Annotated in this window: 21 protein-coding genes and 1 pseudogene; 15 read left to right on the top strand and 7 right to left on the bottom strand. The window is 61.6% G+C overall.

The genetic code is table 11. The annotated features are described in order from the left end of the window. Positions 1-117: 117 nt before the first annotated feature. Positions 118-585, bottom strand: coding sequence for a response regulator (locus tag ACVW0R_RS09550; protein WP_457501980.1), 468 nt, complete (start codon positions 583-585; stop codon positions 118-120). 47 nt (positions 586-632) lie between these two features. Beyond that, positions 633-2,249 carry a TM0106 family RecB-like putative nuclease gene (locus ACVW0R_RS09555; protein ID WP_457501981.1) on the bottom strand — a complete coding sequence of 539 codons (1,617 nt, stop codon included), beginning with the start codon at positions 2,247-2,249 and terminating at the stop codon, positions 633-635. Between the two features lie 525 nt (positions 2,250-2,774). Between ACVW0R_RS09555 and ACVW0R_RS09560 the strand changes: the two genes are divergently transcribed. Next, positions 2,775-3,653 (top strand): ABC transporter ATP-binding protein, encoded by an 879-nt coding sequence (locus ACVW0R_RS09560; RefSeq protein ID WP_457501982.1) that lies wholly within the window; start codon positions 2,775-2,777, stop codon positions 3,651-3,653. 42 nt (positions 3,654-3,695) lie between these two features. On the opposite strand, the gene ACVW0R_RS09565 is transcribed toward ACVW0R_RS09560, so the two are convergent. After that, a complete protein-coding gene (locus ACVW0R_RS09565) occupies positions 3,696-4,415 on the bottom strand; it encodes a response regulator transcription factor (RefSeq protein WP_011431117.1) in 720 nt (239 codons plus the stop codon). Positions 4,416-4,802: 387 nt separating this feature from the next. On the opposite strand from ACVW0R_RS09565, the gene ACVW0R_RS09570 reads away from it, so the two are divergent. The 8 genes from ACVW0R_RS09570 (at position 4,803) to rpiA (ending at position 11,512) form a co-directional block, all read left to right on the top strand. Beyond that, positions 4,803-5,171, top strand: a complete 369-nt coding sequence (locus ACVW0R_RS09570; RefSeq protein WP_099812877.1) for a hypothetical protein — start codon at positions 4,803-4,805, stop codon at positions 5,169-5,171. 167 nt (positions 5,172-5,338) lie between these two features. After that, positions 5,339-6,145: an SH3 domain-containing protein gene (locus tag ACVW0R_RS09575; RefSeq protein ID WP_011431119.1), complete on the top strand. Its 807-nt coding sequence runs from the start codon at positions 5,339-5,341 to the stop codon at positions 6,143-6,145. A 128-nt stretch (positions 6,146-6,273) separates the two neighbouring features. After that, positions 6,274-7,194: a DUF4382 domain-containing protein gene (locus ACVW0R_RS09580; RefSeq protein WP_240531067.1), complete on the top strand. Its 921-nt coding sequence runs from the start codon at positions 6,274-6,276 to the stop codon at positions 7,192-7,194. Positions 7,195-7,251: 57 nt separating this feature from the next. Then, positions 7,252-7,791 carry a hypothetical protein gene (locus ACVW0R_RS09585; protein WP_011431121.1) on the top strand — a complete coding sequence of 180 codons (540 nt, stop codon included), beginning with the start codon at positions 7,252-7,254 and terminating at the stop codon, positions 7,789-7,791. Positions 7,792-7,793: 2 nt separating this feature from the next. After that, positions 7,794-8,438 carry a cobalt transporter CbiM gene (gene cbiM, locus ACVW0R_RS09590; RefSeq protein ID WP_457501983.1) on the top strand — a complete coding sequence of 215 codons (645 nt, stop codon included), beginning with the start codon at positions 7,794-7,796 and terminating at the stop codon, positions 8,436-8,438. Beyond that, the gene (cbiQ, locus tag ACVW0R_RS09595) at positions 8,425-9,240 is read left to right on the top strand and encodes a cobalt ECF transporter T component CbiQ (protein WP_414411053.1); all 816 of its coding nucleotides are present in this window, start codon (positions 8,425-8,427) and stop codon (positions 9,238-9,240) included. Before cbiM ends, cbiQ begins: the two co-directional genes overlap by 14 nt. A gap of 148 nt (positions 9,241-9,388) precedes the next feature. Continuing rightward, a complete protein-coding gene (gene rimO, locus ACVW0R_RS09600) occupies positions 9,389-10,789 on the top strand; it encodes a 30S ribosomal protein S12 methylthiotransferase RimO (RefSeq protein ID WP_457501984.1) in 1,401 nt (466 codons plus the stop codon). Between the two features lie 30 nt (positions 10,790-10,819). After that, a complete protein-coding gene (rpiA, locus tag ACVW0R_RS09605; RefSeq protein WP_457501985.1) occupies positions 10,820-11,512 on the top strand; it encodes a ribose-5-phosphate isomerase RpiA in 693 nt (230 codons plus the stop codon). Here the strand turns inward: rpiA and pdxA are convergent. Further along, a complete protein-coding gene (gene pdxA, locus ACVW0R_RS09610; RefSeq protein WP_457501986.1) occupies positions 11,469-12,518 on the bottom strand; it encodes a 4-hydroxythreonine-4-phosphate dehydrogenase PdxA in 1,050 nt (349 codons plus the stop codon). The two genes, rpiA and pdxA, sit on opposite strands and share 44 nt — an antisense overlap. 909 nt (positions 12,519-13,427) lie before the next feature. Between pdxA and ACVW0R_RS09615 the strand changes: the two genes are divergently transcribed. Continuing rightward, on the top strand, positions 13,428-14,405 hold the full coding sequence (locus ACVW0R_RS09615; protein ID WP_099883683.1) for an alpha-ketoacid dehydrogenase subunit beta: 978 nt from the start codon (positions 13,428-13,430) through the stop codon (positions 14,403-14,405). 131 nt (positions 14,406-14,536) lie between these two features. Here the strand turns inward: ACVW0R_RS09615 and ACVW0R_RS09620 are convergent. Beyond that, a pseudogene (locus ACVW0R_RS09620) lies at positions 14,537-15,293 on the bottom strand (mechanosensitive ion channel family protein); the annotation flags it as partial. 232 nt (positions 15,294-15,525) lie between these two features. Here ACVW0R_RS09620 and ACVW0R_RS09625 point away from each other — a divergent pair. Then, positions 15,526-16,725 (top strand): NAD(P)/FAD-dependent oxidoreductase, encoded by a 1,200-nt coding sequence (locus tag ACVW0R_RS09625; protein WP_099812872.1) that lies wholly within the window; start codon positions 15,526-15,528, stop codon positions 16,723-16,725. A gap of 14 nt (positions 16,726-16,739) precedes the next feature. Here the strand turns inward: ACVW0R_RS09625 and dnaG are convergent, their stop codons facing one another. After that, positions 16,740-18,635 carry a DNA primase gene (dnaG, locus tag ACVW0R_RS09630; protein ID WP_457501987.1) on the bottom strand — a complete coding sequence of 632 codons (1,896 nt, stop codon included), beginning with the start codon at positions 18,633-18,635 and terminating at the stop codon, positions 16,740-16,742. Between the two features lie 145 nt (positions 18,636-18,780). Between dnaG and ACVW0R_RS09635 the strand changes: the two genes are divergently transcribed. The 4 genes from ACVW0R_RS09635 to ACVW0R_RS09650 all read left to right on the top strand — a co-directional run bounded on the left by ACVW0R_RS09635 (position 18,781) and on the right by ACVW0R_RS09650 (position 21,738). Further along, entirely contained in the window at positions 18,781-19,128 is a 348-nt protein-coding gene (locus tag ACVW0R_RS09635; protein ID WP_011431130.1) for a c-type cytochrome, read from the top strand. Continuing rightward, the gene (locus ACVW0R_RS09640) at positions 19,128-19,475 is read left to right on the top strand and encodes a hypothetical protein (protein ID WP_099812870.1); all 348 of its coding nucleotides are present in this window, start codon (positions 19,128-19,130) and stop codon (positions 19,473-19,475) included. Before ACVW0R_RS09635 ends, ACVW0R_RS09640 begins: the two co-directional genes overlap by 1 nt. A gap of 62 nt (positions 19,476-19,537) precedes the next feature. Next, positions 19,538-20,125 carry a YcnI family protein gene (locus ACVW0R_RS09645; RefSeq protein WP_457501989.1) on the top strand — a complete coding sequence of 196 codons (588 nt, stop codon included), beginning with the start codon at positions 19,538-19,540 and terminating at the stop codon, positions 20,123-20,125. Positions 20,126-20,142: 17 nt separating this feature from the next. Beyond that, positions 20,143-21,738 (top strand): copper resistance CopC/CopD family protein, encoded by a 1,596-nt coding sequence (locus ACVW0R_RS09650; RefSeq protein ID WP_099883679.1) that lies wholly within the window; start codon positions 20,143-20,145, stop codon positions 21,736-21,738. Here the strand turns inward: ACVW0R_RS09650 and ACVW0R_RS09655 are convergent. Then, positions 21,735-24,593, bottom strand: a complete 2,859-nt coding sequence (locus tag ACVW0R_RS09655) for a tetratricopeptide repeat protein (protein WP_457501990.1) — start codon at positions 24,591-24,593, stop codon at positions 21,735-21,737. The genes ACVW0R_RS09650 and ACVW0R_RS09655 overlap by 4 nt on opposite strands. Positions 24,594-24,615 lie beyond the last annotated feature (22 nt).

Genomic DNA, 24,615 nt, shown 5'->3' on the forward strand with positions numbered 1-24,615 from the left:
ATCAGCGGCGAACCTACTTGAGGGGTGACCCTCCGGTAACCTAGCTCGGTGCCAGGCTCATCTCTCCACACCAACCCCCCAATACAAGGGGGGTTAATTTTCATCTGGGGGTAAAACTTACGGGAAGTTTCTCCCTTGAGCTCGCCGTAAGAGTTCTGTGCGTTCCAGATGGTTGAAGATGTGCGTGATCAGCTCTGGACCGACGATGGGTTTACCAACGAAGTCATCCTCTCCCGCTTGAAAGACTTGTTCGAGTGTGTGAGGGTCTGGGTGGGCGATTAGGAAGAGTATCGGGATCTTGCTCCAATCTCGGTCGTTTAATTCCGACATTATTTGATTAAGCTGCTCCCAAAAGTCTTTTGGGATCGAGAGGGAGTACAGGTCAAGTCTCCAGGGATCCACTGGTTCTCTCAGCGCAAGGACGAATGACTTGTTGTCATCCACAACTAAAATCCTTTTTCTCTCGAGGTTTGAGGCTTCATTTTTGGCATAATCTAGTTGCTCGTTGAGAATCTTAAAGATAGCATCTGGGTCAATAGGCTTTTGCAAGAGCATGCGCTTGAGATCAGCATCTTTCGTTAGCAAAATGAGGAGAGGCAGATTTCGATTCCACCGAGATGGTGCTGGTTCGATCAATGTCCGGCCCAAGTATCTGGGCTTGGGCCGTCGACGGGGGCAAGAACCGAACCTTGGCTTAGCCAGTTTTTAAGGCAATAGGTAGCCCGGCAGTCGTCCTCGTTGTAGATGAGCGACTGCTCCAAATAGCGGCGATCTCGTGTTTCCAGCCACTGGCTGTACCAGTAGATGGAGTGGGCTCCACTGCCCTCGGGTAGTCGCCACTTAAACCCCAGCCAGCGAGCGATGTTTTTCAGGGAGTAGCTCTCGATGGGTAGCACTACCGAGCGCTGAACCCAGCTGTGCAAATCTACAAAGCGCTTCAGCAGTTGCCGCACCTCTCGGGGATCCGTTTGGTGCTGCTCCCCCAGTCGCCGACAAGTCTGTACTTCAAAGCTGTGAAAATGATAGATGGGGGCCTCAGGGTAGCGTTGAACTAGCTGTAGGAATTGTTGCCAGGCTTGCCTTTCCTCTCGCGGCTCAGCAGCTAGGCAACTGTAGTAGTTGACAACCTTGTTCTCCTCTGCTTGTTCTACCACGAGCAAGCCCAGTAGGTAAGCGACGTTGTGGCGGGGATCCGCCTCGATATCGAAGTACAGCTCCACGGGCGCTGTCGGCAGAGCCTGAGGCGGGGATTGCAGCCAGAGGGGCTTGCGGCTGAGGGTGGCACGGGCTTGAAGCTGCAGTTGCAGGGCCACGCCGGCTCCCAGCTTGGGGATAGCCTGGAGCATCTCCAGGCGAGCGTTAGCTAAAGCCTCAATCGAATGGATCCCTGCCTCCTGCAAAAGGGGATAGCGGGATCCGGTTACGCCCGGCAGCAGGCTGAGGGGCTGGGCGACGGCATTCAACTGCCGACAGTGCTCCCGCCAGTGACAAAGATGACAGCGGCTGCGGGCCATAAACACCTGCGGCGGCTCCGCCTGCTCAAGGGAGTGCAGATAATCTTGCAGCAAGCGACGCACCTGGGTGCGGCGTCGGCTGAGGTGAACAAGGTGCCACTTCCCGTCTTTTAAGATCAAGAAGCCGCATTTGGGTACCTGACCCTGCAGGGATCCAAGCAACTCGGCCTGCAAAGCCAACAACAATTCGTACTCCGGCTTGGGGCGCTTGCCGAGGCGAATGTGCACCGGCAGGTAAACGGGCCGGCCTTGGCTGCGAAGGGCGGGATCCCGAATCAGGAGGTCCAGCGAGCTGCTTACCCAAACGGAACGAAACTCTGGAACAGCCCCAGGCGGCAGTGCAGGTGTCTTGTTAGTGGAGCCGTCTTCAGGGAGCTCAACCTCTGTCTCAGGGGAAGGAGCGAGGGCAACTTCAGAGCTGGCAAGCTCCGCCTCAGCTTCCCAAAACAGCTCTGCTACAATCTGTCCGCCGTAGATCCGCTCCGCCCCTGCTGCCATAGCTGCCAGAAGGGCTTCATTGCCCGGCGCAACTTCTTCTCCCGGGAATTGCTCCAGCACAGCAGCTTGCAGAGTTCGGCGATCCCGACGCCATTGCTCCAGCAGGTTTTCCGGCGGCAGCTTGGCTTCTTGAGGCCCAAACCGATCTAAGTAGGGCAGGCGACGACAGCGAAAAAAGGCCAGCAAATCTTCTGCGTCAACAGAACCCTGCTGGGCTGCTGCAACCTGGAACTCCAAGGGCGGACGACCTCAGCTCTACTGCCATTGTGACATGCCTCAAGCCTTTGACTTCTGAACTGGCAAGAGGTGCGCGATGAGGCGCTCAACCGTTTCGGCTTGGCACCGGGCTGTTTCCGCTTGCTGCTGGCAAACCGCCTTGAACTCCCCCAGCCAAGCGCTGTGCTCCTGTGTCATCTGTGCCTGCTGCTGAACGATGTCTTTTAACTGGGACAAGTCGTTTTTGATAGAGCTGACGGCTTCAACTAGGGTCAACACAGCGCCGACTAGGCGATCCAGGCGGAAGTCAATCTGATCAAATCGGTCTCTACCTTGCATAGTTCCTCTCCACTCTGGTGCTTCGGGTAGAGCTTTGGCCTAGCCCCGCTCCTCAGCTGGATGTCAATTACTTTACAAGGGCGAGGTGAAAGCTCCGAGTGAGGAGGATCACAGCCGCCCAGGAGAGAAGGCCAACCCAACTGGCGTATGCTAGGGAAGAAAGGTTTCTTTACACTGCAGATGGAGCTGATTGCAACCCCTCTTTCGATGGCCCCGACTCTGCCCCAGACCCAGCCGGCGGCAGTGGAAACGCAGGGGGTGTGGAAGCGCTTTGGGCAGCAGGTGGCTGTTCAGGACTTGAGCCTGCGGATCTTTCAGGGGGAGGTATTTGCCCTGCTGGGGCCCAACGGCGCCGGCAAATCCACCACCATCCGCATGCTCACTAGCCTCACGCGACCCAGCCAGGGATCCATCCAAGTGGGGGGCTACGACGTGGTGCGGGATCCCTTGGCGGTGCGGCGGCAGATCGGCGTGGTGTTGCAGCCCATCACCCTGGAAGCAGAGCTGACGGTTTGGGAAAACCTGGAGTTCCATGGGCGCATGCACCACATCCCCAACCCGGAGCGGCAGCAGCGCATCGACGAGTGGCTGGAGTACGTGAAGCTGGCCGACCGGCGGCACGACAAAGTGAAGACCCTCTCCGGCGGCATGAAGCGGCGCCTCCAGGTGGCCAGGGCGCTGTTGCACCGGCCTCAAATTTTGTTTTTGGACGAGCCAACCGTTGGGTTGGATCCCCAGGCGCGGCGGCTGCTGTGGGAGATCCTGCGGGATCTGAACCGGCAGGGGATGACCTTGCTGATTACCACCCACTACATGGAAGAGGCCGAGGAGCTGTGTGACCGCATCGGCATCATGGACGGCGGGAAGCTAATCGAGCTGGGCAGCACCGACCAGTTGCGGGCCAAGTACGGAGAAGCCCTGCTGGTGCGCTCCCGCCCTGGCCAGGAGGTGAGCTACACCTTTTTCCCCAGCTTGGCGGAGGCCCAGCGGCAGTTGGAAGCGGAACCCGACAAAACCGGCCTGATGGTGCGCCCTGCCAACTTAGAAGATATTTTTGTACGCTTGACGGGCCGTCGCCTGGATTAGCGCGCCCTCAGCCTCAACCTCTCTCCTTCGGAAAGAGGAAGGTTACGGTTTTTCCTCTCCCCATCCCTCCTTTGGAGTGGGGGGCTCGAACTTGTAGCCAACTCCGCGCACGGTGCGGATCAGCTCCGGTTGGCTGGTATCGGTTTCCAGCTTCTTGCGAATTTGGCCGATGTGGACATCGACCACCCGTTCATCTCCCTCGTGGTTAAAATCCCACACCTCTTGAATCAGCTCAGACCGTCGCCACACCCGTCCTGGGTGTCGAGCCATGGCATAGAGCAAATCAAACTCTAGAGCGGTCAGGTTAATCGGGCGACGGTCACGGATAACTTCTCGGGTGGTCGGGTCGATCACCAAGGAGGGAAAAGTCAAAACCGGCGCGCTGCCTGTTTCCGTTCTCGTCCGCCCTCGGCGCAGGATAGCCTGTACCCGCGCCTGTAACTCCGGCAGGCTGAAGGGTTTGGTCAGGTAGTCATCTGCGCCTAGCTGAAATCCTTGCAGCTTGTCGGCAGGATTCACTCGGCTGGTTAACATCAACACATACACGCCGGTCTCTTTTTGCATCTGCTGGCAAAGGTCGTAGCCGCTCACATCCGGCAAATTCAGATCCAAAATCACCAAGCCTGGCTGAAAAGCGCGCAACTGCTGGAGGCCCTCGGCCCCCGTCGTCGCTACCTCGACTGAGTACCCCTGCCGCTGCAAATACCGCTTGAGCAGCGCGCAAATGCTGGGATCGTCATCGATGATGAGGATGCGTAACATGGCAGCTTGACGCTCTCACAGTCAGCACGAGGCAGAGTTGTAGAAAAGCCCTGCCCGCAGGGCAAACGCATTTTGCGCCTGGGCAGGAGAGGGCAGCCCATCCAGACTACAACAGATAGCTTCAGGTTTTTACATTACCCATTGGATTGCACCAGGAGCTTGGCCTTTCTGGAACCCTCTTTCTCTGGGTAAATCAAGGGAGGCTAACCCAAGAATCTCAGGCATTATTCATTCTACTGGGTTGTCCGGAGGAAAGGGAAAGGGTAAGGTAAAAGGGATTCGCGCAGCAGCTTCTTGCCCGCAGAGAGAAGCCCATTCAAAAACCTCGCCACTTCTGTACTTGCAGGCCAAACCTTAAAGTTGCACGCCGGTTTATCCCAGAAGCCTATGTACAATCCCAACGAAGTCTTTCGCAAAGATATCCAGTTGGCCCTCTTCACCTGGGGGATCCTGGAGCTGGCCTGTTTTGTCATCATGCCGTTTACCCGGGCCTACGAGTATGCGCAGGTAGCGGATTGGCTGTGGCCTTCGCTGGTTTTGGGACCGGTGGGGGCGGTGGTGGTGGCCTTTTGCTCAAAGCTCACAGTAGCTGCTAATTACATCCCCGACCCGAAAAAGAAAAGGGCCCAGCGACAAATTGCCCAGGTCATCAGTTTCTTCGGCTTCCTGGGCTTGGCCTTGCCCTTGCTCCTGGCCGGGTGGACATTTGGCCACGAGGTTCTCACCACCGACTGGGAGAATATGTTCACTAAGTAGAAACTAAACTTGCTACTGATTTGCTCCAGACAGCGTTGCCCCTGGGTAGGTGGCTTCCCAAGGCAGTACACAGAGGCGAAACTAGAAGTACCAGAGATGCTCTGGTACTTGCAAGCGTTGGCAAAGCCCTTTGCTTTCGTCTCCGGCTTTTGGGAGCTAAGTTTTGGATGGCTAACTACCCAATGCGAGGCCGTTCTTCTCCTGCTGCCAGCGGTTTTCCCTTCGGCACCTTAATGGCACTGAGCCTCTCGGTTGGGGTCTTGGCTGCTCTGGGTTGGCAGGCGTGGCGGTTCATTGCCCCCCTGCTGGCTCCTCCTGCGGCGCCTCAGTTTCCTCGCGCGGTGCGTGTGGATCCCTTACCCAGCCCGACAAGTTTGCCTTCCTCCCCCTCTGTTCGCGTCAGTGGGACGGAGTCCTTGCCGGCGGCGGGCACCATCGACCCTGAGGCCTTTCCCCCCGGCAGCCGCGGGCGGGTAATCGAGCCCATAGGTCTAGCCATTCGCAGCCAGCCTTCTGCTGACGGAGCCTACCAAGGGGGAATTGTGGCGGGGGAAACGGTGACGGTGCTGGAGTACAGCGCTGATGGCCGCTGGCAGCGGGTGCGGCGGGAGCTAAACGGCCAGGAAGGCTGGGTGCGGGCCGGCAATTTGGGCCCCGTGGAGGGTGGGGCAGCGGTTGCTTCAGCCACAACTGCTGCAACGCCTGCGGTCGAATCCACACCAGAGTCCACTCCTTTGCCGACTCGGCCCCCCGCAGCAACAAGCATTGCCCCAGGTGCGCAGGGGCGGGTGATCGAGCCGATTGGCCTGGCGCTACGGGCCACTCCCGACCGGGAAGGGGCTTACATTGGTGGCCTGCCCATGAATGAGGTGGTGACGGTGTTGGAGTACAGCGCCGATGGCCGCTGGCAGCGCATCCGGCGCCAGAACGGGCAGGAAGGTTGGGTGCGGGCCGGCAACCTGGCGCAAGAGTAGCAAGATGCCCCGGTGGGGGATTGTAGGTTGGCGAGAGCTTGTGGTTGGCTGGGACAGTACCGCCAGCCGCTGTCGGGAGGGGCAGGCGCGCTAGCGGGAGGGAGTTCTTACACTGGTGGCAGCACCTGATGTCTTGGTTTCAGTGGTCATTGCTGCGACCCCTGGCCAAAGGGATGGTTCTGGTGGCCCTGGGTCTGGGAGCCGGCATGACGGCTTGTCGCCCGCCTGTCGAGCCGGGGCCAGCCAGGGATGGGCAGGCGATCTCTGCCTCGGCTACGGGCACGCTGGAGCTGTGGGCCAACGGCGAAGCGTTCCTGCGGGAGGGGCTGGTCTCCAAAGAGGGCTGGGCGTTGCAGTTTGAGCATGTGTACGTGACGCTGGCGGACATTACGGCCTACCAGACGGATCCCCCTTTTGATCCGCAAGGGGAAGGCGAGCTCCAGGCCAAGGCCTTGGTCAGCCTGACAGGGCCTCTTACGGTGGATTTGGTGCCGGAGCGAGCCCTGCTGGGATCCCTGGAAGCCCCCCCTGGGCACTACAACGCCCTGGCCTGGCGCCTAGTGCCGGCAGCGGAGGGGCCAGCAAAGGGCTACTCCCTCTGGATCGAGGGCAGAGCTCGACCGGCAGAAGGGGAGGGAGAGGCGATCCCCTTTGTGCTCAAGTTCAGCCCCGAGCTGGCTTTTGTCTGCGGCGAGTACGTGGGGGAGACGCGCAAGGGCTTTGTCCGGGCAGGCCAGGTGGCGGATCTGGAGGCGACTTTCCACTTCGACCACCTGTTTGGGAATGGCAGCCTGCCTCCCAAGGACGACCTCAACTCAGCGGCGCTGGGGTTTGCCTCCCTTGTGAAGTTGGACCCAGTCGACCCAGTCTCCCTCGAGCAAGGGCTAAAGGCGGGATCCCAGCCGCTGGAGGTGGACTGGGGCAGCCTGCAGGAGGGATCCCCTAGGGCCCAGGCTGTCTTGCAGAGCCTGCAGAGCTTGGGGCACGTGGGAGAGGGCCACTGCCGCGCCTCCTCTGGCGGCCTCGGCGGGACGGGATCCTTGCCTTAGGTTTTAGGCCTGGGTGGCTTTTGAGATCGAAGGGTGTCCTCTGTCTTTTGCTGACCGATGAACTCAGTCTGGCCAAAGCGCATCCCTTTTTCCCCTTCCTGGCAACTGAGCTGGTTGGCCTTGGGCCTGCTCCTATCTCCGCCGGCTTGGGGCCATGGGGTGGAGGCCTCTTGGCGGGCTGTTCCCACCTTTGAGATCCAGGCCCGCTACGATTCCGGCGAGCCGATGCGTTTTGCCCGAGTTACGGTGTTTGCGCCCACCAATCCCACTCTCCCCTGGCAGGAGGGAGAGACAGACGGAGAGGGCCGGTTTTGGCTGCAGCCGGATCCTGAGCTTAAGGGACTGTGGCAGGTGCGCATTCGCCAGGCCGGCCACGGCGGGGTGGTGAACGTGCCGGTGGGCGAGGAGGGTATGCAGGCAGAAGGGATCCCCAGCCCCTCCTCCCCTGGCTTTGGCCCCCTGCAGCGGGGGGTTATGGCTGCCTGTGTTATCTGGGGCTGTTTGGGCACGGCCCTGTTTTTTTCCCGGCCCCGCCCCTTCCAAGGCCCAGAACTCCCCGACTCCCCAGTGGATGCTGCCGCTTTGAGCCAAGACTAGCCATGCACATCAGCGAGGGCCTTTTGCCAGCACCGCTTTGGCTGGGGGGTTATGGCATCACTGCCCTGCTTACGGGTTGGAGCCTACACCTCCTCCAGCGGTTGGAAAAGGATCCCCGCCGCCAGCTCCCCAAGGCAGCGCTGCTCACGGCGGCCTTTTTTGTCGCCTCCTCCCTTCACCTGCCTTTTCCCCCGGCCAGCCTGCACCTGCTGCTCAATGGGCTGATGGGCGTGATGCTGGGGGCCTTGGCCTACCCGGCAATTGTGGTGGGCCTGTTTTTTCAGGCGGTGGCTTTTGGGCATGGGGGGTTGACCACCCTGGGGATCAACGCCGCCATTATGGGGATCCCGGCGCTTCTGGCAGGAGGGATCTTCCGGGCAAGCCGGCGCTGGTTGGGCACGGGCTGGGCCGCTTTTTGGGCGGGAGCGGTGGGGGTGGTGCTGGCGGCGCTGCTGTTTTACGGCGTGGTGCTGGCGGCGCTGTACAGCGAGGGGATCCCTTCCACGTCCGCAGAGCGCTTGGCCCTGGCCGGCTTGATGGCAGCTCATCTGCCGCTGGCAGGAGTGGAGGGGCTGTTTACCCGTTGGGTGGTGCTGTTCTTGCAGCGGGTACAGCCGCAGCTTTTGGGGGAGGATGAAAAGCTCTAAGGCTAATCTGCCCTGCCCGCCTCTCGCCTCCAGGAGTTTTTCCTCCCCTTGGCTCCACCGCTGGCGGCCTCTGCCCAAGGTGGTTGGCCTACTGGCATTGATGGCGGCTTTTGCCCAGGTGCAGCGCTTGGCCTTGCTACCCCTAGTTTGGGTGTTGGTGGCTCTTCTTTGGGCGCTCTCCGGCTTGCCCCTGCGCCGAGGGCTAAGACGGCTGGCCGCCCCAGGAGTTTTGTTGATAGCCTTCGTCCTCTTCTTGCCTTTTGCCGTTGGGGAGACCTTCCTCTGGCAGTGGGGCTCCTTGGCTTTGCGCTGGGAGGGGCTGGAGAGGGCGCTTTGCCTTGGCGGGCGCAGCCTGGCGCTGTTGGCCCTGGCAATGCTGCTGGGGGAGACCACCCCTCTGCCGGCCCTGTTGGCAGCCCTAGGGGCTTTGGGGATCCCCGACCTACTCCTGGAACTGGCTTGGCTAACCCAGCGCTATTTGCAGGAGGTGGCTACCCAGTGGCAGCGGATGCAGCGGGCAGCTCGGCTGAGGGGCTGGCGACCGCGGGGATCCCTGTGGCGTCCGGACCTGGCCTTGCGACAAGACCTTCCCTTCCTGGCTGCTGCAGTGGGCACTCTCCTGGTGCGCAGCTACGAGCGCTCCGAGCGGGTCTATCAGGCGCTGCGCCTGAGGGGCTATGGAAGAGCACCTCTGCTCCCAGAAGAGATGGCAAGGGATCCCTGGAGCTGGGCGGCCACTGGGCTGGCGGTGGCTGTGGCTCTCGGCTTGGTGTGGGTTCAATTTGGGGGTTATCCCGATTGAGCTGGTTGGCAGGGGAGTTAGACAAGATGGACAGTCCTCCTCCCCGCCTTTAGAAGCGAAACCCAACTAGAACTAGAATAGGAAGGCCTCAATTTTCCCAATTCATTTGTTGTCTATTGTTGCCATTCTCTCGGCCTCTCCTGTGGCTATGAACTGGTTGGAAACCGCTCTGCCTACGCCCTCTCGCAGCCCTGCCGCCTCCCCAAAGGAAGCGCCGGCTGTTGCCGTTGTGCATCTGGGCTGTGAGAAAAACCGCGTGGACACGGAACACATGATGGGCCTGCTGGCCCAGGCAGGCTACCGGGTGGAGGGGGATGAAGAGAGCGCCGACTACGTCATCGTCAACACCTGCAGCTTCATCGAAGCGGCGCGGCGGGAGTCGGTCAGCACCCTGATGGAGCTGGCGGTGCAGGGCAAGAAGATCATCATCGCTGGTTGCCTGGCGCAGCACTTCCAAGAGGAGCTGCTGCGGGAGATCCCCGAGGCGGTGGCCATCGTCGGCACCGGCGACTACCACCAGATTGTCCAGGTTATCCAGCGGGCAGAGCGGGGAGAGCGGGTTAACGCCGTTACCTCGAGCTTAGATTACATTGCCGACGAGACCGTCCCCCGCTATCGCACCACCCATGCCCCGGTGGCCTACCTGCGGGTGGCGGAAGGGTGTGATTACCGCTGCTCCTTCTGCATCATCCCCCACCTGCGGGGAAAGCAACGCTCCCGCCCCATCGAGTCCATTCTGCGGGAAGCAGAACAACTGGCTGCAGAAGGGGTGCAGGAGCTAATCCTCATTTCCCAGATCACCACCAACTACGGGCTCGACCTCTACGGGGAGCCGCGGCTGGCCGAGCTTATCCGCGCTCTGGGCCAGATCCCCATCCCCTGGATCCGCATGCTCTATGCCTACCCCACGGGCATTACGCCGGCGGTGGTGGAGGCCATTCAGGAGACGCCCAATTTCTTGCTCTATCTGGATCTGCCGCTGCAGCACAGCCACCCAGCGATCCTCAAGGCCATGAACCGCCCCTGGCAGGGCCAGGTTAACGACCGGCTCATCGAACGGCTGCGCCAGGCCCTGCCCAAGGCTGTCCTGCGCACCAGCTTTATTGTCGGCTTTCCCGGCGAGACGGAGGAGCACTTCCAGCATCTTTTGGAGTTTGTCCAGCGCCACCAATTTGACCATGTGGGGGTGTTCACCTTTTCCCCGGAAGAGGGCACGCCCGCCTACCATCTGCCCCAGCAGGTGCCGGAGCCCCTCAAGGAAGAGCGCCGCGCCCGCCTAATGCAACTGCAGCAAGGGATCGCCTTCCGCCGCAACCGCGAGCAGGTGGGGCAGGTGGTGCCTGTGCTTTTGGAGCAGGAAAACCCCCGCACCGGCGAGTGGATTGGCCGTTCCCCCCGCTTTGCCCCTGAGGTGGACGGGGTGGTGTATGTGCGCGGGCCGGGATCCCTGGGATCCCTGGTGCCGGTGCAGATTACGCGGGCCGAGCCCTACGATCTCTTTGGCCAGGTGGTGGAGGCGCCAGCAGGCTTTAGCTGGAGCGGACGGTAGAATAATTCGGTTGAACTTCGGAAAGGCGAGATGGCCAGTGCAGATGAGCTGAAACAGGCGGCAGCCCAAGCGGCGGCCCAAAAGGTGCAGTCGGGCATGGTGGTGGGGCTGGGCACGGGATCCACAGCCGCCTTTGCTGTGGGCGCCCTAGCCCAGCGAATGCAAAAGGAGGGGCTGCAGTTCATTGGGGTGCCCACTTCCGAGCGCACGGCAGAACAGGCCCGCTCTCTAGGGATCCCGCTGGCCACGCTGGAGGAGCAGCCGCGCCTAGATCTTGCCATCGATGGAGCCGACGAAATCGAAGTGGGATCCCTCAACCTCATCAAGGGGGCAGGGGGAGCTCTGCTGCGGGAGAAACTGGTGGAGGCCAGCGCTGCTGAGCTCATCATCATCGCCGATGCCTCCAAAAAGGTGGCCCACCTGGGCACCCGCTTCCCGGTGCCGGTGGAGGTGGTGCGCTTTGGCTGGAAGACGACCCTAGCGCGGGTGGAGGCCCTGGGCTGTCAGGCGGTGCTGCGGCGCACTGCCGAGGGGGATCCCTACCTCACCGACGAGCAGCACTACATCCTCGACTGCCAGTTTGGCCCTATTGCCGATCCAGCCAAGCTAGCTGAGCAACTCAAAGCAACGGTGGGGGTAGTGGAGCACGGCCTGTTTATCGGCATGGCCACCGAGGCCATTATCGCTGGCCCTGAAGGGATCGAGACGCTGCGGCGGCCATAGGGGCCAGTTCGGCTGCCAGCAGGATTGCCTGCTTGAGGCTCTCGGCGCGGGCCACCCCCTGTCCAGCTATGTCAAAGGCAGTGCCGTGGTCGGGGGAGGTGCGAATAAAGGGCAACCCCAGGGTTAGGTTGACGGCTCGGTCAAACGCCAGGAGCTTCACCGGGATCAGGCCTTGGTCGTGGTAGAGGGCCAGGTAGGCATCGGCCACGGCGGGAGACCCTTGACCATACCAGGCTTGGGCGGGAGCTAGCCACATCGTATCGGGGGGGAGCGGCCCCCAGATTCTGGCGTGGGGATAGGTACCTAGCAGCTCCGCCAGCCACTCCTGTTCTTCTGAACCCAGTTGCCCCCGTTCGCCGGCATGGGGGTTGAGGCCAGCCACGGCAATTACGGGATCGCCAATCCCAAAGAGCTCGCGTAGGGATCCCGCCAGCAAGTCCAACTTCCTACGCACCAGCTCTGGGGTGAGGGTGAGGGGCACCTGGCTCAAGGGGATGTGGGTGGTGGCCAGTAGAACCCGCATCTGCCAGCCGCTGTGGGGAGAACGGGCCACAAACAGCATGCCGTAGCACTCGCGCCCGCTGAGCTGGGCCAGTACCTCTGTTTGGCCGGGGAAGGGGTAGCCTGCTTGGTGCCAGAGGTATTTGGCAATGGGGGCGGTCACGATCCCCTGGAACTGGCCTTGCAGCGCCCCTTCAACAGCCGTTTTCAGGTAGACAAAGCTGGCCGCTCCGCTCTGGGCATCCCCCCGGCCCACACGAGAGAACTCTAGGTGGAAGCCGCTGCCGCACTCTAGGACGGGGATCCCTGCCGGGTCGGCCAGGTCGGTTGCCCCTCGCTGGCGCAGAAGGCAGTAGGTAGCTTCCAAAACCTGCCGCTCGCCCACCACCGTTATCTGGGCGCAGGCCTGCACCTGGGGATCCGCCAGCGCCTTGAGCACAATCTCTGGCCCAATCCCCGCCGGATCTCCCAATGTCAGGGCTAGCTTCGGCAGCAGCAAGCTCATTTTCTATTTCTAGTCCAATTTCTAGGGATCCCCCCGAAGGGGGAACCTATTAGAGAAGGATTTATCAAGGAAGAGCTGTTGGGCGTTTCCAATTTCTAGGGATCCCCCCGAAGGGGGAACTCCTTTAAAAACAACCCGGTCCTTTGGTTAAACGTGCCAGTTTCCAATTTCTAGGGATCCCCCCGAAGGGGGAACGACAAAACCATCAGTCGATGGAGGATAAGGTTGCAAAAGTTTCCAATTTCTAGGGATCCCCCCGAAGGGGGAACGCTTAGGCTGGGATGCTACCTCCTCAACTGCAGGTAGAGTTTCCAATTTCTAGGGATCCCCCCGAAGGGGGAACTTGAATAGAGTCTCTCCCACCCGGTTTCCCGGATAAGTTTCCAATTCCTAGGGATCCCCCCGAAGGGGGAACCTCCCTCCTTTTGCGCTGTCTTCAATGTTTGCGCACAAGTGTTTCCAATTTCTAGGGATCCCCCCGAAGGGGGAACATTGAGAATCCAGCGATACTAATAAGTAGATCCGGATCATGTTTCCAATTTCTAGGGATCCCCCCGAAGGGGGAACTCTACCCTTATTAAACCCAAGCGGGGCAAGGAATGCAAGGCCTATTTGCGAGGGGGTCGGTCGAAAACGGCAAAAAAGGGCCCCGAAGAGGGGGGGTGAGAGGCCTGAAAGCCTTGTGGCGCAAGGCATCGAGCGGGTCAACGAAAGAATCGGCCTTTGCGGGTTTTGGCGAGGCGCTCGCAGAGCTGCTGATACCGTTTTGGTGTGCTTTTGGCAACATAACCGGGGTTGGGATCCCTAGGGGCGAGGTGCCCTGCCCAGCGGGTTGTCTGCCAGCGGATCCCTGCCGGCAAAATGGTTTAATGGAAACTTAGCAACATTTTTGAGCAGCGGTTGCCCTCTATGGCCGAGACCTTCCTTTACAATGCCTTGCGTGCCGCCCTCGACGAAGAGATGGCCAGGGATCCCAATGTGTTTGTTCTGGGAGAGGATGTGGGCCACTACGGCGGCTCCTACAAAGTCACCAAAGACCTATATCGCAAATACGGGGAGATGCGCCTCCTGGATACCCCCATTTGCGAAAACAGCTTCACCGGCTTGGCCATCGGGGCAGCCATGACCGGCTTGCGGCCTGTGGTGGAAGGGATGAACATGGGCTTTTTGCTCCTGGCCTTTAACCAAATTGCCAACAATGCCGGCATGCTGCGCTACACGTCCGGCGGCAACTTCAAGATCCCGCTGGTGATCCGCGGGCCAGGCGGGGTGGGACGCCAATTGGGAGCCGAGCACTCGCAGCGGCTGGAGGCTTACTTTCAGGCAGTGCCGGGTCTGAAGATCGTCGCCTGTTCCACCCCTTACAACGCCAAGGGTCTGCTCAAGTCGGCCATCCGCGACGATAACCCCGTTCTCTTTTTCGAGCATGTGCTCCTCTACAACCTCAAAGAAGACCTGCCGGAGGAGGAGTACCTCTTGCCCCTGGACAAGGCGGAAGTTGTCCGCACGGGATCTGACGTTACCATCCTCACCTACTCGCGCATGCGCCACCACGTGCTTAAGGCCGTGGACACCCTGCTGGAGCAGGAGATCGATCCGGAAGTGATCGACTTGATCTCCCTCAAGCCCCCCGATATGGAGACGATTGCTGCTTCGGTGCGCAAAACCCACCGGGTGGTCATCGTGGAAGAAGACATGAAAACGGGCGGCATTGGGGCAGAGCTGACGGCCCGCATCATGGAAGAACTCTTCGACGAGCTGGACGCGCCCGTAGTGCGCCTGGCCTCCCAAGACATTCCCACCCCCTACAACGGCACGCTAGAAGCGGCCACCATTGTGCAGCCGGCAGATATTGTGGCAGCGGTGGAGCGGCTCCTCTACGGATGAGACTCTTGCCTGCTGGCAGGCAGTAGCCGGAGGGCGGGGAGTGCCTGCGCCCTTTTGCAAGATACCTATCCCAACCCCAAGGCGGTGTTGCTGGGGGAGAGCCGGTTCCAAATGCTGCCGGCCCGCTATCCCTAGGCGGCTCTGGAGGTGGGGAGGTGATCCTGAAAATCCTGCTGGTCGAACAGGTACACCGTGCGAATCGGGTAGGGAATGACCAATCCGGCCCGGTCACAGGCCTGCTTGAGGGCGATATCACCTGAGTGCGGACGCGGCGCACCTCCGCCTTGCGAGGCCGAGTCCAGTAGCGCACCACAAAATCGATGGAGCTGTCCCCAAAGCCGACGATGTCCAGCTCAAAGGGGGCTCCGCCAGCACTCCCTCCACGCCTTGCATCGCCTCCAGCAGCACCTCCAAGGCTTTGGGCAGGGGTGTGTTGTAGTCGAGGCCAATCTCCAGATCGGTGCGGCGAAAGGGGCGATCGGTTAAGACCGTGATCGGGCTGGTGGGGATCACCACCCGTTCTCCTTGGTAGGTGCGAATCTGGGTGGAGCGAATGCTGATTTCCTCAACTGTACCTTCAAAATCCCCGACGACAATCTGGTCATTGAGTTGAAAAGGCTCGTTCAAAAGCAGCAGCACGCCCGCCAGGAAGTTCTTGAAAATATCTTGAAAAGCAAAACCGATGGCCACCGACCCTAACCCCAACAGCCCGATCAGATCTCCCAGGCGCAGATCTGGGAAAGCCACCACGCTGGCTGCCAGGATCCCTGCCACCCAAGCACCCACTTGGCTGACTTGCACCAGCAGCATTTGTAGGGAAGGGCTGGGGATCCAGCGGTTGGCTGCGGATCCCGCCAGGCGCCGCACGGCCCGAACGCCATCTCTAGAAGACTGCGGTTGATGGTTTGCAGTAGTTCGTTCATATCTTCACCCTTGCTACGCTATCGATCACGATGAACGCCAGAGAACGCCATTCGACTTCGGCGGGAACACTCGATCAGGACTCAGGGAGGCTCTCTGTGGGTTCCGCCTCAGCTGGTATCCGCCACGGCTTAGGTTCTGCTGTGCTTGCTACCCTGAAAGAGCCACTCTGCCACAAGATAGGTTTCAGGGCCGCAGCATGGCCAACTACGACTGGATCGTCGTCGGCGGCGGGATCACGGGGGCAGCCTTGAGCTACGAGCTGGCCCGCCAGGGGGGATCCGTTCTCCTCGTTGAGAAGGAAGCGCTGCCGTCCAGTGCCACTCGCTACAGCTACGGTGGCCTGGCCCATTGGGCCGGGAAAACCCCCCTGCTCAAAGCCCTGGGGGAAGAAGGGATCCAGCGCTACCGCACCCTGTCAGAGGAGCTGGAGGCGGATCTTCAATTTCGCGAGCTGGATCTGCTCATGCCCGTTGCCCCTGGCTACAGGATGGAGGCAGTGGAAGCCGATCTGGCCGACTGTCGCATCCCACCGCAGCGAATTTCTGTAGAGGCGGCCTGTGAGCTAGAGCCGCTTTTAAACCCTGCCGCCCTCGAGGGTGTACTCTGGGCGCGGCATGGCCACATCCACCCCTGGTTGACGACGCTGGCTTTTCAGAAGGCTTTCCAACGCCTAGGGGGATCCCTGCTCTTGCAAACCGTAAGGGCCTTGCGGCGCCAGGGCCGGCGCATTACGGGCGTGGAGACGGATACCGACTTCTGCGGAGCGGCTCAGGTGGTGGTGTGCGCCGGCGGCTGGACACGGGCTTTGTTGCGCCAGGCCGGGATCTGGGCTCCTATCTACTTCACCCACGCCGAATCCCTGGAGCTGGATCCTGCGGAGGTGCGGTTGAGAGCCATCGTCATGGGCGCGCCCGTGCAGCGTTTGGAGCTGGAGCGGCAAGCTGGCCGCCCCGACCGGGATCCCCTCTGGGACCAGCCGGGACAGGAGCTCTGCCCGCCCATCCTGGATGTCGGGATCGTGCAGTTTCTCGACGGCAGCCTTCGCCTGGGGCAGATTAGTCGGGTGCTGACGGATCCCATGGCCGAGGTAGATGCCGCTGCCAGCGAAGCCCAGATCCGGGAACAGGCCGGTCGCTACCTGCCTCAGGTGGCCCGCCTGCCTGGGCGGTGGTATCACTGCTTGGTGGCCTTCAGCGCCGATCACCAGCCTTTGGTGGGATCCCTGCCCGGCTGGGAAGGGCTGCAGCTCTTCTCCGGCTTCAGCAGCCCTTTGGCCATCCTGCCGGCCCTGGCTCGCCGCTTTGCCCAGCAGGCCTATGGACAAGAGGATGAGTGGCTCCCCAGCCTCTCGCCAGCGCGCTTTGCTGGGCCCTCACCCCCTGCCCCGCTCCCTTAGGGAGAAGAGCCCCCCTAGTCTTCAGCCAGCGGTGCCTCCAGCAGGTCTTCCAGGTTGAGTTGCACCTGGCGCTGCAAGGCCTGAATAGCCTGATATTCCTGTTGAATGCTGGCCTGGTACTGGGCAGCCAGAGCGGTGTTGCCCTCGGAAAAGGCCTGATCCCAGAGCTGCGTCCAGTAGCGGTAGCGCTTCTGGCGAATTTCCAGCTCCATGTTGGCTAGAGCAGCCCGCACCACCAGGCGCGGACGCATCAGAGCTACGCGGGTAGTTTCGTCCTGCCAGAGCAGGTGGCTGAGGCGCTCGTTGAGGGCGTCGTCCTGGGCGCAGAGAGTGCGCAGGGCGGTCAAAAGACCCTCCTCCTCGTCTTCCAGCTCCGGCTGGGCCGAGACCAGCTCTAAGATCCGCTGCCACAGCTCCCGGTGAGGACGGAAACTGAATTGCAGCTCCCGCTCCATCAAGGTCTGGCGGATCTCGCGGCGGTACTCGGCAAAGTGCAAGTAGATCTGCAGAAGATGGGACTCGGACTGCAAGAGTTTGGATCCCCGGTCGGCAGCAGGTTGTTGGGGTTTTGACCAGCGGTACTGGCGCACGGCACGTCGCAGATCCTCTTCCAGATTGCGGCTAAGGCGAGCGTTGCCCCGGCTGAGCAATTCCGCCACTTTGTGGATATACAAGGAGCGCCATTGTCCACCTAGACCGGCCAGCAGTTGCACCAGCGCTTGATAGGCCTGTTGGAAATCGGCGGCCTGGCTGAGATCCCGACCGGCCAGCACCTGTTCAATCCGCCAGTCCAGCCATAGGGGAGCCTGAGCCAGCAAGGCCTCTAGTTGGGAAGCCGGGTGCTGCCGCAGGAATTCGTCGGCATCCTTCCCAGCAGGAAGGGTGAGGATGCGCAGCTCGATTTCCCCCCGCCGCGCCTGCTCCTCAACGGCTTGAATAGCCTGCAAGGCGGCATTCAACCCAGCGCGGTCGGCGTCGAAGTTGAGGATGACCCGCTTGGACGGCGTGTAGCGCAGCAGAGCCTTGACCTGGTGCGGCGTCAGGGCCGTGCCCATGGCGGCTACCGCATAGGCAATGCCGGCTTGGTGCAGGGCGATGACATCGAAATAGCCTTCCACCACCAAGACTTGGTCGGCTTTGGCAATGGCCTCGCGGGCAAAGTTGAGACCATAGACCACCTGGCCCTTGTTGAAAAGTTCCGTTTCCGGGGAGTTGAGGTACTTGGGCTGCTCCTCTCCCAGGGCTCTGCCGGCAAAGCCAATGACCCGCCCCTGCAAATCGAAAATGGGCAGCATGATGCGGTTGCGGAAGCGGTCGTAATGGCCGGATCCCTGCTGGCGCGGCACCAGCAAGCCGGCTTCTTCTAGAAGTTTGACCGGCTGGCGCTTTTGGTTGACCAGGTACTCGTAGAGCGAGTGCCAGCCGGGGGGAGCAAAGCCGATTTGAAATTTTTGCAAGGTCTCTTCGCTCAGGCGGCGGCTGTGCAGGTACTGGCGGGCGGCGGATCCTATCTGGGAGCGGAGAGCATGCCGATAGAAATCGGCAGCCAGGGCCAAAATCTCCAGCAGCTTTTCCCGGTGGGAGAGTTGGCGCTCGTAGTCCTGGGAGAGGGATCCCTTGGGCTCCGGCACATGGTAGCGGCGGGCCAGGTGGCGCACCGCCTCGGCAAAGGAAAGGCCCTCTATCTGGCTGACAAAGCGGATGACATCTCCCCCCGCCCCGCAGGCAAAGCACTTGTAGATCTGCTTGCTGGGGCTGACCTGAAAGCTGGGCTTGTGGTCGTTGTGGAAAGGGCAGAGGCCGACGAAATTCTTGCCCTGCTTGCGCAACACCACCTTTTCGGCCACCACCTCGACGATGTCGGCCTTCTGGCGCACCAACTGGATGAACTCCGGCGGCAGACTGCTCATGGCCCTGGGGATCCTGCACCCTATGGTACCTGCAGGGGAGTTGACAGGCTGTCTTTTGACCTAACCTGACCTAGTGGAGATAATGGTCTAGCTTCAAAAGCTGGATTTTTCCATGAGCGGTTTTTTGCAGATTGTTGAGAGGAAAATGCGGATCATCAAGTTTTTCTTGCTCCTTTTGCTGGTCGGCGCCGCCGTCTTCTGGGGCCCGCAGGTGGCTTCTGCGGAACCGGATTTGGCTTTGGGTGCCAAGGTCTTTCAGGCCAAGTGTGTGGGCTGTCACTTGAACGGTCGCAACACTCTGGTGGCGGCGAAAAACCTTTCCCTGGCTGCCCTGCACGAGTACCACGTGGATACCCCTGAGCTGATCCAAGCCCAGGTGCGCAACGGCAAAGGGGCCATGCCCGCTTTTGGCAAGCTCCTCAAACCAGAAGAAATCGAAGCCGTGGCCGCCTATGTTCTCGACCGGGCTGAGCACAACTGGAGCAAAGGCTGATGGCTCAGGAGAGGACTCAAGATCTGACCTTGGCTCCGAAAAATTCTGTCGCCCCGGTGCCGCAGGAGCAGGGCTGTGGAGCACAGGGATCCCGCCGCAAAATCTTGTCGGTTGGTGTGGGGGCGCATGGTTTGGTGGCCGTCGGCATCTCCGCCCACGGGGTGGTGGCCATAGGCGTGGTGACCCACGGCATTCTCTCCATTGGCCTGGTGGCGATGGGCGCCCTCTCTTTTGGGCTGGTGTCGATGGGCCTGGCCAGCGCCGGCCTGGTGTCCATGGGCCTCTCCAGTTGGGGTCAGCACAGCATGAGCGTAACCGAATCCCACGGATCCCATCACCATCCATAGGTTTTGCCAGCCAGACCCTGCCTGGTTCTCTTTCCACCTAGCGTTGTTAAGGAGCGTTTGCAATGTTCAGTTTGCAAAGTTACTTGGCCTTGGCCAAGGAATCTCTGCTTGCGCTGGGGATGAGCGTTTTGCCCCTTGCTTCTGCTTGGGCCCATGTAACCGTCCATCCCAAAGAGGCCCCGGCGGGCAGCGTTGCCAAGCTCACCTTCCGCGTGCCCCATGGCTGCGATGGATCCCCCACCATTCGCCTGCGGGTGCAGATCCCGGAAGGGGCGACCTCGGTGAAGCCGATGGTGCATCCCCTGTGGAAAATTGAGACGGTGAAAAAGCCGCTGGACAAACCTTACGAGTCCCACGGGAAGATGATCACCGAAACGGTGGCCGAGGTGATCTGGAGCGGCGGCTCGCTGCCGGATGAGTTTATGGATGAGTTCAGTATCCTTCTCAGGTTGCCGGATCGCCCCGGCGAGACCCTCCCCATCCCGGTTATCCAGGAATGTGAGCAAGGCATGTACCGCTGGATCCAGGTGGCGCAGCCGGGGGAGGATCCCCATAGCTTGCCGGAGCCAGCACCCCTGCTGAAGCTGACGGGCAAAGGAGAGACCCACGGCCACGGGCATGGACACAGCCACGGGCATGGCGCTCGCTAGCCGGGTTTGCCGTTGGGATGATGTCTATCCTCTTCTGGATTCGGGTGGGTCTCTTGTGCGCCCTGCTGTGGGTGGGCGGGATCCGACCCGTTTTTGCCCACGCCAGCTTGCTCTCCACCTTTCCCGAAGATGGGGCGATGCTGCAGGAAGCCCCGGCGCAGGTGCGGCTGGTCTTCAATGAACCCGTGCAGCTCACGCAGCTCCAGGTGCTGGACAGCAACGGCCAGGTGCTGCCCCTGGAAAACTTGGTTAGCAGCGGCAACGCGCCCCAGGGAGATTTGCCTGCGGAGATGCCGGAGGGGGTTTACATCGTCAGTTGGCGGGCCATCTCTGCCGACTCTCATCCGGTAGGGGGCTCGTTTGTCTTCCTGGTGGGGGCGGCGGATCCGGAGCTGTTGCGAGCGGCGAGGGCAGCCCAAGCGGGGGATCCCTTCTATTGGCCGCTGGTGGGGGTGCGCTGGGGGATCTACCTGGGCAGCCTGTTTGTTGTCGGCGTGCTGGGCTGGTGGCGGCTGGTGCGGGGGCGGTCGGGCACTGCCGATGAAATAGAGCTCTCTGCTGAGGCCTGGGCTTTTGCTGCCGCCTGGCTCACCCTCAGCCTGACGCTGGTGGCTTTGGGTTTGCATTTGGCCCAGCTCTACCCCCACTTTGCCGGGCCAGAGCTGCTGAGCGTGCTCATCTCTCCCTACGGATGGGGCACAGGGCTGCGGCTGGTGGGGCTGGGGATCCTGATCTGGGCCTGCGAGGGCGGGCCCCGCTGGGCCAACGGCCTGGGGTCGGTGGCGGTGATAGGGTCGTTTTTGCCCATCGGCCATGCCCTCACCAGCGAGTATCCAGCAGGGACGATGGCCCTCTTGGGGCTGCACCTGGCCGGCTCGGCTTTTTGGTTGGGGGGGCTGTGGGGGGTGGAGCGCCTGTTGAGCCGATTGCGCCAGCGGGACGGAGTCCTTGAATGGACTTCCCAATCGGCAGGTGTCATCCAACGATTTTCCGATGTGGCCACCTGGGCTGTGCCGGGGCTGGTGCTGGCGGGAGTGGGGATGGGCGGGATCCACCGCGGCTGGGACTGGGAGCACCCCTACGGGCAGTACCTCTGGGCGAAGCTGTTGCTGGTGCTGATGATCGTGGGTTTGGGCGCCCACAACAAGTTGCGGCTGCTGCCGGCGTTGCGAGAGGGGGTTTGGTCGGCGGGCCGATCCCTGCGCCAAATTGTCCGCCTGGAGTTGGTGGGGCTAGTTCTGGTGCTGGCCTTGACCAGCTTTCTGGTGGCCCAAGCCCCTCCTGGCCAAGGAGCGGGACCGGCTTGCCAAGAGACATTGAGCTGGCCGGAAGGCAGCCTCCGCCTGCAGATCCTGCCCTGCCGCCCTGGCAACAACCGCATCCAAGTGGAAGTTAAGGGGATCCCCGCCCAGGAGCTGAGCCTGGAGTTTGACCTCCCCGCACGTGGGATCCCGCCTCTGCGCCGCCAGGCGCTGCCAAGAGAACCTGGCCAGTTTGAGGTGGAAGATGTCCTCTTGCCCTTAGCGGGAGAATGGCAGCTCAAGGTAAGGCTGCTGGTGAGCGACTTCGAGGAGCGACGGGAGCAAGTTAGGCTCAGGGTAGAGGATCGCTAAGAGCTGCCTAGGGAGTGAGTCTCTTCTTCCCAAAGGCGACCCTCGTATCCTTGCAACTGGAGAGCAGTTTGGAAGTCCTGACAGGCTCCTTGCCAGTCACCAACGGCAGCGCGGGCTAGGGCACGGTTGCAGTGGGCTTTGATGTGGCTGGGATCCCGTTCGAGAACCTGCGTGTAGTCGCGGATAGCTGCCGCAAAATCTCCCTGTTGGGCGTAGGCCCAGCCGCGGTTGTTCAAGGCCCAGAGGCGCGTCTGCGGATCTGGCTCCAGTTGCAGGAGCTGGGTGTAATCGGCCAGGGCCCTCTCTATTTCCCCCGCCTGATCCCAAAGGAGAGCCCGCCAGAGGAGGGCGTGGCGCTCCTGCGGGTTCAAGGCCAGGACCTGGGTGTAGTCGGCAATGGCCTGCTGCAGCCGGTTGGCCTGGCGGTGGAGATCCCCCCGCTGCCGGTAGGCCAGCGCCGCATCCGCCAGCCCCCAGTCGCGGTTGCAGCCTATGGCCCGGTCGAGATCAGCCAACGCTGCCTCCTCGTCTCCCAAGACTAGGTGTACCGCTGCCCGCAGGGCAAATCCCTGGGAAGCCTGCGGCTGCTCTTGGATCAAGGCCGTGAAATCGGCCAGCGCTCCCTGCCAGTCTTCCAGCCGCTGCCGCGCCATGCCCCGGTACAAGTGGATACGAGCCATCAGATCCAGCCCATGGGGGCCCCCCGGCTGGCCTGCCCACTGCAGCGCCTGGGAGAAATCCTCACAGGCTGCTGCCCAATCTTCTTGCTCAAAGTAGATCTGGCCGCGGTCGAAGTAGAGCTGCGGGTTGCGGGGATCCCGCTCCAGGGCAGCCGTGTAGTCCTGCAGGGCCGCCAAGGGATCCCCCAAAAGCCGGTGAACCTGCCCGCGGCTGCTGCGGGCGCCGACATCGCTGGCATCTAAAGCAATGGCCTGATTCAAGTCTGCCAGAGCCGCTTCCAGGTGACCCAGCTCCAGATGGGCAATCCCACGCTTGAGGTAGGCCTTGGCCAGCCGGGGATCCAACTCCAGGGCGCGGTTGAAGTCGGCCAAAGCGCCTGCCGGATCCCCCAACCCCTGGCGGGCCAGCCCCCGGTAGAAATGGGCTAGCGCCAGGGCAGGATTAAGGCGGAGCGCCTGTTCGCAGTCAGCCAGCGCTGCCTCCAGGGCGTTGTTGCTCAGGTAGGCCACAGCCCGCTGCAGATAGAGCTCCGCTTGAGCTGCCGCCACGGCTCCCGAAGGCTCCTCCCCCTGCGTAGCCCTCAGCGCAATGGCCTGGGAAAAATCAGTAATGGCCCCTTGCAGATCCCCCAACGCCTGCCGGGCTAGACCGCGGCGGTAACAGGCCTTGGGGTGGCCGGGATCCAACTGCAGCGCCTGGGTATAGTCCTCAATGGCTCCCTGAAAGTCCAGCAACTGCGCCCGTGCTACGCCCCGGTTGAAATAAGCTTCCGTATCTTGGGGATCCCGTCGGAGGACCTCGGAAAAATCGGCTACAGCCCCTTGCGCATCTCCCAACTGGCCGCGCACTACGCCGCGGTTAAAGTAGGCCCGTACTTCCTCGGGGTTGAGCTCAAGGGCGCGGGAATAGTCCTCGATGGCTTGCTGCGGCTGATCGAGCTGCCGGTAGGCATTGCCGCGGCTGTAGTAGGCCAGGGCCCAGTGAGGGTCGAGACGGAGGGCGTGCGTGTAATCAGCAACTGCTTCCTCATAGTTCCCCAGCCGATAGCGAGCGATGCCGCGGTTGAAATAGGTGCGGGCATCTCCTCCCCCCAGTTGGATGGCGCGGGTGAAATCTTCCACCGCTCCTGCCCAGTCGCCAGTTTTGTAGCGGACGCTGCCCCGCTGGCTGTGGGCGCGGCCATTCTGGGGATCCAGTTGAATGGCCAGGGTGTAGTCGGCAATTGCTCCCTGCAGATCCCCTTGGCGAGCTTTTTCCTGGCCGCGGGTTACCAAGCGCATCGCCAAGAGTTGATCCACCGAAAGCTGGGAGAGAGCAGGCGCTACACCTTCGGGGGGGGTAGGCAGGAGAGGCCGCAGCGCCTCCATTACCTCAGCCGCCGATTGAAAGCGCTCCTGCCAGCGGGGACAGACCATGCGATCCAAAATCTCCGCCAGCTCCTTGCTAACCGGCACCAGATCCCGCCAAAGCAGCTGGCCGGTGCGGGGATCGTCCCGGATCTTGGTGGGGGGACGGCCAGTCAACGCTTGGATGGCCAGCACCCCCACCGAGTAGATATCGCTGCAGGGTTGGGGCTTGCCGCCAAGCTGTTCTGGGGCTATGTAGCCCACCGAGCCGATTACCGTCGCCACCTGGGTTTGACCGGGGGCGTGGCTAACCAATCTCCCCACCTCCTTCACCGCCCCAAAGTCAATCAACACCAACTTGCCGTCGAAGTCGCGGCGCATCAGGTTGGCCGGCTTGATGTCCCGGTGCAGGATCTGGTGGGCGTGGACATGGCGCAGGATCTCGAGAACTTCCCACAGGAGTTGCACGACCTCTGGCTCGCTGAGCGGCTTGCCGTCTACCAGCTCGTGGGTGAGGTCGTGCCCGGCAATGAACTCCTCGACTAAATAGAACTCCTGATCCTGCTCGAAGTGGGCCAAGAGGCGAGGTACCCGGTCGTAGTTGTTGAGCCGGTTGAGAACCTTGGCCTCCCGTTCCAACAGCTTGCGCGCCGTGGCCAGGGTGTAGGGATCCGTCGAGAGCGGGCGCAGGCGCTTGACCACGCAGGGAGTGTTGAAAGTGTCGCGATCCACCGCCTTGTAGGTAACCCCAAACCCTCCTTGCCCCAGAAGGCCGAGGATTTCGTAGCGTCCCCGCAGAATGGCTCCCGGCTTAACCTTGTCGTCCATGGCCGAGCTTGCCCTGCAGTGA

This window comes from Thermostichus sp. MS-CIW-15, from assembly GCF_054060575.1.

Coding starts and splice junctions, on each gene's coding strand:
- pdxA (WP_457501986.1), bottom strand. CDS start 12,518: ATGAGCTTGCTGCTGCCGAAGCTAGCCCTGACATTGGGAGATCCGGCG.
- ACVW0R_RS09560 (WP_457501982.1), top strand. CDS start 2,775: ATGGCCCCGACTCTGCCCCAGACCCAGCCGGCGGCAGTGGAAACGCAG.
- ACVW0R_RS09575 (WP_011431119.1), top strand. CDS start 5,339: ATGGCTAACTACCCAATGCGAGGCCGTTCTTCTCCTGCTGCCAGCGGT.
- rpiA (WP_457501985.1), top strand. CDS start 10,820: ATGGCCAGTGCAGATGAGCTGAAACAGGCGGCAGCCCAAGCGGCGGCC.
- dnaG (WP_457501987.1), bottom strand. CDS start 18,635: ATGAGCAGTCTGCCGCCGGAGTTCATCCAGTTGGTGCGCCAGAAGGCC.
- ACVW0R_RS09585 (WP_011431121.1), top strand. CDS start 7,252: ATGAACTCAGTCTGGCCAAAGCGCATCCCTTTTTCCCCTTCCTGGCAA.
- ACVW0R_RS09625 (WP_099812872.1), top strand. CDS start 15,526: ATGGCCAACTACGACTGGATCGTCGTCGGCGGCGGGATCACGGGGGCA.
- ACVW0R_RS09640 (WP_099812870.1), top strand. CDS start 19,128: ATGGCTCAGGAGAGGACTCAAGATCTGACCTTGGCTCCGAAAAATTCT.
- ACVW0R_RS09655 (WP_457501990.1), bottom strand. CDS start 24,593: ATGGACGACAAGGTTAAGCCGGGAGCCATTCTGCGGGGACGCTACGAA.
- ACVW0R_RS09570 (WP_099812877.1), top strand. CDS start 4,803: ATGTACAATCCCAACGAAGTCTTTCGCAAAGATATCCAGTTGGCCCTC.
- cbiQ (WP_414411053.1), top strand. CDS start 8,425: ATGAAAAGCTCTAAGGCTAATCTGCCCTGCCCGCCTCTCGCCTCCAGG.
- ACVW0R_RS09615 (WP_099883683.1), top strand. CDS start 13,428: ATGGCCGAGACCTTCCTTTACAATGCCTTGCGTGCCGCCCTCGACGAA.
- ACVW0R_RS09580 (WP_240531067.1), top strand. CDS start 6,274: ATGTCTTGGTTTCAGTGGTCATTGCTGCGACCCCTGGCCAAAGGGATG.
- ACVW0R_RS09635 (WP_011431130.1), top strand. CDS start 18,781: ATGCGGATCATCAAGTTTTTCTTGCTCCTTTTGCTGGTCGGCGCCGCC.
- ACVW0R_RS09565 (WP_011431117.1), bottom strand. CDS start 4,415: ATGTTACGCATCCTCATCATCGATGACGATCCCAGCATTTGCGCGCTG.
- ACVW0R_RS09650 (WP_099883679.1), top strand. CDS start 20,143: ATGATGTCTATCCTCTTCTGGATTCGGGTGGGTCTCTTGTGCGCCCTG.
- cbiM (WP_457501983.1), top strand. CDS start 7,794: ATGCACATCAGCGAGGGCCTTTTGCCAGCACCGCTTTGGCTGGGGGGT.
- rimO (WP_457501984.1), top strand. CDS start 9,389: ATGAACTGGTTGGAAACCGCTCTGCCTACGCCCTCTCGCAGCCCTGCC.
- ACVW0R_RS09645 (WP_457501989.1), top strand. CDS start 19,538: ATGTTCAGTTTGCAAAGTTACTTGGCCTTGGCCAAGGAATCTCTGCTT.